4 protein-coding genes are annotated in these 7,521 nt (G+C 68.6%); 2 read left to right on the forward strand and 2 right to left on the reverse strand.

Features of this window, described 5'->3' with window-relative positions; all coding sequences use genetic code 11:
• Positions 1–136: 136 nt before the first annotated feature.
• A complete protein-coding gene (locus MFF42_RS18925) occupies positions 137–727 on the reverse strand; it encodes a hypothetical protein (RefSeq protein WP_238257130.1) in 591 nt (196 codons plus the stop codon).
• 211 nt (positions 728–938) lie between these two features.
• Between MFF42_RS18925 and MFF42_RS18930 the strand changes: the two genes are divergently transcribed.
• The gene (locus MFF42_RS18930; RefSeq protein WP_238257131.1) at positions 939–2,774 is read left to right on the forward strand and encodes a serine hydrolase; all 1,836 of its coding nucleotides are present in this window, start codon (positions 939–941) and stop codon (positions 2,772–2,774) included.
• A gap of 189 nt (positions 2,775–2,963) precedes the next feature.
• Positions 2,964–4,487 (forward strand): aldehyde dehydrogenase, encoded by a 1,524-nt coding sequence (gene adh, locus MFF42_RS18935; RefSeq protein ID WP_238257132.1) that lies wholly within the window; start codon positions 2,964–2,966, stop codon positions 4,485–4,487.
• Positions 4,488–4,728: 241 nt separating this feature from the next.
• Here adh and MFF42_RS18940 read toward each other — a convergent pair whose 3' ends face one another.
• Entirely contained in the window at positions 4,729–6,867 is a 2,139-nt protein-coding gene (locus MFF42_RS18940) for a TonB-dependent receptor (protein WP_238257133.1), read from the reverse strand.
• Positions 6,868–7,521: the final 654 nt, after the last annotated feature.

The raw sequence follows: 7,521 nt of genomic DNA on the forward strand, positions 1-7,521 counted from the left end.
GCGGGAGAGGGTGGCCCCCGAAGGGGGTCGGGTGAGGGGAACGCCGCTTTCGGAAAGACCTGTGCCGGCCCCTCTCCCGCCTGCTCCGCAGGCACCCTCCCCCGCAGAGGGGGGAGGTTTTTTTAGGCGGCCGCGCCTATTTCTGCGGCTCGTCACCCATCGCCGCGCTGAGCCGCGCGTAGTTCTTCGTCACCAGGGCGATGTTGGACGGCGAGGGCTTGGCCGGCTCGCCCGCGGCGAGCGCCTCCTTGATCTCCTTGACCGCCTCGGCCTTCTCCTTGGCGGGCATCGCCTTGTCGGCCTGCAAAGCCGCGAGCTGCTTCTTCAGGAGCGGCGCGGCGCCGACATAGCTCTTCGTCTCGGGATCGATCCCGCCGAGCACCGCGTCGACGGTGTCGCTGGCATCCTGAAACTCTTCGAGGCTCGCGAAGCCGTTCCGCTTCACGATCGCCTCGGCCTGGGCCTGCGCCCCCGCCTCGGCCTTCGGGTCCGGCTTGTCGGGCGCGCCGCCGGACAGCTTGGCGAGTTCGGGCTGCGCGACGAGGAGGCCGTCGATCTGCGCCTGCGTCAGCGCGATCTCCTTGCCCGGCTCCGGCGCCGCGGTGGGCGCGCGATCCGGCGCGGCGGGGGGCTTCGCCTGGGCGAGCGCGGCCCCGGAACCGAGCACGGCTCCGGCGAGGAGGGCGGACAGGGAAGCGGCGTGCAGGGCGCGCGAAAGAATCGTCATGATCGTCTGCCTCTGATGTCTCGTCGGCTGCACCGGGCCGTGGTCCGCGCGCGTGGCGCGGGTCCCGCCCGGGGCGACGCGCTTCTCGCAGCGGGTCGCGGCGAAACCGTGATCGCGGCCCTGGTCCCCATGCAGGGGACGCGGAGCGCCACGCCCCGGCCGCAAAGCCCGCTTCTGCTCCGCCGGCCGACCGCGAGGAGACCGGAGCCCCGTGAGCCAGACCTCCGTGAGCCAGATCTCCATGAGACAGGGATGCCGGCGGCTCGCCGCGGGCCCGCACCGCGCGCTGCCGGTTCTCGCCGCCTTGCTCGCCGGCCTCGCGGGCTGGATCGCGACCCCGGCGCGCGCCGAGGCGGATTTCGCCGAGCGGGCCGACGCCCTCGTCGCCCCCTACATCGAGGCGGGTCTGTTCTCCGGCGTCATCCTCGTGGCGAAGGACGGGCAGCCGGTCTTCCGCCGCGCCTACGGCCTCGCCGACCGCGAGTGGGACATCGCGAACACGCCGCAGACCCATTTCCGCATCGGCTCGCTCACCAAGGCCTTCACGGCGGCCGCCCTGCTGAAACTCTCGGAAGCCGGCCGGCTCGGCCTCGACGATTCGATCCGCCGCTGGGTCCCCTCCGTGCCGGAGGCCTGGGCGGGGGTGAGCCTGCGCCACCTGCTGCAGCACCGCTCGGGCATCATCAACTTCACCGCGCTGCCGAACTACTACGACCAGATCGCGCGGGTCGATCACACGCCGGCGCAGATCGTGGCGCTCGTCGCGAACGACCCGCTGCTGTTCCCCCCGGGCGAGCGCTTCGAGTACAGCAACACCAACTACGTGCTGCTCGGCATGGTGATCGAGGCCGCCTCGGGCCAGTCCTACGAGGCCTACTTGCGCGAAGCGATCCTCGCGCCGCTGGGGCTGAAGGAGACCGGCTACGACGACCTCACCATGATCCTGCCGCGGCGGGCGGCGGGCTACCGCCGCGGCCGGGCGCAGTGGCGCAACGCCGTGCCGATGGCGGCGAGCTCGGCCTACGCCGCGGGCGCGCTCTACTCCACGGTCGACGACCTGCTCGCCTGGGACGAGGCGCTCGCCGGCCCGCGCCTGCTCTCGGAGGCGTCGCGCGCGGCGATGTTCACCGACAACGGCACCGGCTACGGCCTCGGCTGGTTCGTCTCCCGCGCCTTCGGCAAGCCGGGCGACAGGACGAGCGGCCACCGCGTCGTCGGCCATGCCGGCTCGATTCCCGGCTTCCTCTCGATCAACGACATCTATCCGGACGACCGGCTGACCGTGATCGTGCTCTCGAACACCGAGACCGCCCCGGCCCAGAAGATCGCCCGCGACCTCGCCGCGCTCCATCTCGGCCATTACGAGGCGCCCGAGGCCATCGTGCTGGAGGACGTGATCCTCGACCGCTATCCCGGCACCTACCGCCTCGGCCCCCGCGCCTTCCTCACCGTCACCCGGGAGGGAAGGGGCCTGAGCGCGCGGATGGACGGACCCGGTCTGCGCGAGCCCGCCTTTCCCTTCGTGCCGGAGAGCGACCGGACCTTCGTCAGCCCCGTCGCCGACATGCGCCTCACCTTCGAGACCGAGCCCGACGGCACGCCGACCGGGGTGATCCTGCACCGCGACCGCCGCGACCGGACCGGGCCGCGGGTGACCGAGGCGGAGGCGCGGGCGAGCCTGGCCGAGCCGCCGCGCCCGCACCGCGAGATCGCCATCGACCGTTCCGCCCTGGCGGCGCTCGCCGGCCGCTACGCCCTGGCGCCGGGCTTCGAGATCGCGGTGACCGTCGAGGACGGGCGGATCTTCGCGCAAGGCACGCGGCAGCCGCGCAACGAGCTGTTTCCGGAGAGCGAGCGCGCCTTCTTCCTGCGCGCGGTCGACGCGCGGATCACCTTCACCGCCGACGAGGCGGGCCGCGTCACCGGCCTGATCCTGCACCAGAACGGCCTCGACACCGACGCGCCCCGTTTGCCCGACGACGGCGCCCCGGCGTCACGCCTTGGACCAAGGGCGGGGTCGCCACCGGACCCGAAAGGGTCTAACTGATTCAGCCGCGGCGGCATGATCGGCGGCCGGCGAAAACAGTTGCGAAAACAATCAAGTCGGCGGCCGCCAGAAGCCGCGTTGGCCAAAAGTCCACCTTGATCAGACGGGGCGGCTGCTCTTGTCTCCCGCGGCAAAGCGGCAAGACCGGCGGCAAAGCGGTCGACGAACGAGCGCAATGGAGGAAACGCGATGAACAAGCCCGAATTCCTGGCGGACGCCAAGACGAAGTCCCCCTTCTCGGCGCGCTACGACAACTTCATCGGCGGCCAGTGGGTCGCGCCCGTCGGCGGCCGCTACTTCGAGAACACCTCCCCCATCACCGGCAAGGTGATCTGCGAGGTCGCCCGCTCCGACGCGCAGGACATCGACAAGGCGCTCGACGCCGCGCACGCCGCCAAGGACGCCTGGGGCCGCACCGCTCCGGCCGAGCGCGCGCGCATCCTCAACAAGATCGCCGACCGGATGGAGGAGAACCTCGACCTGATCGCGCTCGCCGAGACCTGGGACAACGGCAAGCCGATCCGCGAGACCACCGCCGCCGACATCCCGCTCGCCATCGACCATTGGCGCTACTTCGCCAGCTGCGTGCGGGCGCAGGAAGGCGCGATCTCCGAGATCGACCACGACACGGTGGCCTACCACTTTCACGAGCCGCTCGGCGTCGTCGGCCAGATCATTCCGTGGAATTTCCCGATCCTGATGGCGGTGTGGAAGCTGGCGCCGGCGCTCGCCGCCGGCAACTGCGTCGTGCTCAAGCCCGCCGAGCAGACCCCGGCCTCGATCCTCGTGGTTCTGGAACTCATCGGCGACCTGCTGCCGCCGGGCGTGGTCAACGTCGTCAACGGCTTCGGCCTCGAGGCCGGCAAGCCGCTGGCCTCCTCGCCGCGCATCGCCAAGATCGCCTTCACGGGTGAGACGACCACCGGCCGCCTCATCATGCAGTACGCCTCGCAGAACCTGATCCCGGTCACGCTGGAGCTCGGGGGCAAGTCACCGAACATCTTCTTCGGGGACGTCGCCAACGAGGACGACGACTTCTTCGACAAGGCGCTCGAAGGCTTCACCATGTTCGCCCTCAACCAGGGCGAGGTCTGCACCTGCCCGAGCCGCGCGCTGGTGCACGAGTCGATCTACGACCGCTTCATCGAGCGCGCGATCAAGCGCGTCGAGGCGATCACGCAGGGCTCGCCCCTCGATCCGGCGACCATGATCGGCGCTCAGGCCTCCTCCGAGCAGCTCGAAAAAATCCTGAGCTACGTCGATATCGGCCGCCAGGAGGGTGCGGAGTGTCTGACGGGCGGCGCCCGCGGCACCCGCGAGGGCGACCTCGCCGACGGCTTCTACATGCAGCCGACGGTGTTCAAGGGCCACAACAAGATGCGGATCTTCCAGGAGGAGATTTTTGGGCCCGTCCTCTCGGTCACGACCTTCAAGGACGACGAGGAGGCGCTCTCGATCGCCAACGACACGCTCTACGGCCTCGGCGCCGGCGTCTGGACCCGCGACGGCACCCGCGCCTACCGCTTCGGCCGCGCCATCCAGGCCGGCCGCGTCTGGACGAACTGCTACCACGCCTACCCGGCCCATGCGGCCTTCGGCGGCTACAAGCAGTCCGGTATCGGCCGCGAGACCCACAAGATGATGCTCGACCACTACCAGCAGACCAAGAACATGCTGGTCAGCTACTCCTCGAAGAAGCTCGGCTTCTTCTAAGGAATCTCCAAACGTTCGAGACCCACGTCAGCCCCGGCCGAGAGGCCGGGGCTTTTGCATGTTGAAGTCACCGGCGCACGGCGAAAGCAGCCTGGTACGGTTTCCGGTTGATCGCTTCGGTGCCTTTTCCGTCATCGCGAGGCGGAGCCGAAGCGATCCAGCGCGCGACTCATCCGGAAAAGTCGCGCCCTGGATTGCCACGGCTTCGCCTCGCAACGACGCCGGCGGCCGCCCGGCAGCGTCAGAAGTCGAGGGAGGCGGACAGGATGAAGGTCCGGGGCGAGGCGACCGTCACGAAGGTGCCCGTCGTGAGCCAGTACCGGTTGTCGGCCACGTTCTCGACGTTGAACCGAACGGTGACCGGACGGTCGTAGACGATCGTCGCGTAGCGAAGTCCGAGATCGACCCGCGCCCAGTCGGGGAACTGCAGCGTGTTGGCGTTGGTCAGGTAGGAGCCCGACGTGTAGATCACCCGGCCGTTCAGGGTGAGCCCGGGAACCCAGGGCGTGTCCCATTCGAGCCCGGCCGAGACCGTCAGATCGGGCACGCCGGCGGCGTCGTTCCCGCGTTCCAGCGGATTGGCCGGCTTGGTCAGTTCGGGACGGAGGAAGGTTGCGCTCGCGAAACCGCGCACGCTCGGCACGATCGCGCCGTAGGCGGACAATTCGAGGCCCTGGTTGCGCTGCTCGCCATCGTAGGCCAGGGCGTTGGCGGCGGTGCGGACCTGGTTCGGCCGGCTGATCTGGAACAGCGCCGCCGTCGTCGTGATGGTGCCCCAGTCGATCTTGATGCCGACTTCCTGCTGATCGGACTTGTAGGGGCTGAGGATCTCGCCCGTATTGCTGTAGCCGGCCCCGACGATCGTCCCCGAGGTCAGACCCTCGGCGTAGTTCGCGTAGAGCGCGACGTTCTGCCAGGGCTTGATCACGATGCCGGCGAGGGGCGAGGTCGCGTCGGCGTCGTACTCGGTCGTCCGCAGGCCGGTCGTGGTGCTGTAGCCCTGCTGATGCACCATCTGGTAGCGGACGCCCGCGGTCAGCAGGACGGTGTCGTCGGCGATCGACATCGTGTCGACGACGGCGACGCTCGTCAGCGACGTGTCCGAGGCTCGGCGGGGATCGATCCGCGCGCCGGTCACGACCGGAAGCGGCGAGGGGCGGTAGATGTTCGACGGCACTGACTGCGCCGCCGAGTTCGCGACATAGGCGTTTCCGTCCTCGCGCGTGAAGCCGGTGAAGACGAAGTTGAGCGAGTGGTTGATGAAGCCGGTGTCGAAGCGGGCCTTCAGGCCGGCATTGCCGCTGACGGAACTGCTGTAGGAATCGTAGTAGGCGTTGATGAGCCGGAAATTGCCGAGCGCGTCCGCTCCGCCCGTGAAGCCGGCGACGCGGGAATCCGGGAAGGTCTGCTCGTTCGAGCCGGCGCGATAGCCGATGCCGCCATAGGCCGTCAGCCAGTCGGTCAGATCGTACTCGATGAAGGAGGCGATCGTGTTGTCCCGCTGCTTGAGCAGCGTTCCCGGATACCAGTTGCCGCGGGCGTCCGGCGGCCGGGGAATGAACGGGATCGTCGACTGCAGGGTCATCTGCGGACGGAAATTCTTGGTGTCGTCGTTCTGCGTGATGACGTCGAGGGCCCAGCGCAGGCGCTCGCCCTGATAGTCGAGGGCGAGCGCCCCCAGTCCGGTCTGCCAGTTGCCGTCGTTGATCGACGCCTCTCCGGTCCGGCCCAGGCCGTTGAACCGGATGCCCCACTCCTTGTTCTCGCCGCCCCGCATGCTGGCATCGACATGCGCCCCGAAATTGCCGGCGCTGATGAATTGCGGCGTGACCCGGACGAACGGCACATCGAGCGCGCGCTTGGTAACGATGTTGATGCTGCCGCCGACGCTGCCGCCCGGCGGGATGCCGTACATGAACGCGCCCGGCCCCTTCAGCAATTCGATGCGCTCGATGTACTGCGCGGCGACGCGATTGGAGGAGATCAGCCCGTAGAGACCGTTCAGGCCGACATCCTGAGCCGGAACCTGGAAGCCCCGGATCTGGAACGTGTCGTCGAAGCCGTTGCTGCCGGTGGTCAGCCGCACCGATGAATCGTTGACGAGCGTGTCCGCGACGGTGCGCGCCTGCTGATCCTGGATCACCTGCTGCGTGAAGTTGACCGTGCTGAACGGCGTGTTCAGCGCATCCCGGGTTCCGAGCACGCCCAGCGAGCCGCCGCGGGCGAACTGCCCGCCGGCATAGGGGGCGGGCAGGTCCTTCAGCAGGCCGACGCCCTGACCGACCCGTCCGACATTGCCGACCTGACCGTGGACCGCGAGTTCGTCGAGCTGCACGGCATCCTGCGCCCAGGCTCTCGTCACCGACCACGGGGCGGCCATGCCGAGCGAGGTCGCGCAGATCAGCGCGCAGATTGAGGTTGTAGTAAGTTGATATCCAGGATTGAACACCGCTGCGTCCTTAGTCCGATGACCAGCGGAGTGCGCTCACGCAGGGCCATAGAGGTGCTTCAAGTCGTCATGCGACTTCAACTGCACTAATATTTTGAGCGAGTAGGCGATCACAGCGATGTGAGCAAGCGGACTGGGGTCATTGCTCTGTGGATGTGTTCCCACAGCAACTAAAACGAATTGTTCTAACTAAGATGTTGCCGCCGGCATCGGCCTCGGGCCGCAGCGGCTGGGCGAGAGAGGCTTCTCGGACCAGCGGTGCCGGTCGGGCGTGGCGGCGGCACGCTGCTGCGCGCGCAGCCGCGGCGTGGGGCCATCGCGTATCCGGACAAGCCTCCGCCGCCGGCCCTTTCTGAGGCGTGCCCGGGAAGGACCGAGGGGATCAAAAACGGTGGTCTCGATGGGGTGTCGCGGATCGACGGGTCGCCTCCCGGCCGCACCGCGACGGGAGACGCAGAGCCTCCTACGTCATCCGGTTGATTGCTTCGGTCTCTCCTTCGTCATTGCGAGGCGAAGCCGTGGCAATCCAGGGCGCGACATCTCCGAAAAGGTCGCGCCCTGGATCGCTTCGGCTCCGCCTCGCGA

It is taken from the genome of Methylorubrum podarium (assembly GCF_022179745.1).
Classification (GTDB): Bacteria; Pseudomonadota; Alphaproteobacteria; order Rhizobiales; family Beijerinckiaceae; genus Methylobacterium; species Methylobacterium podarium.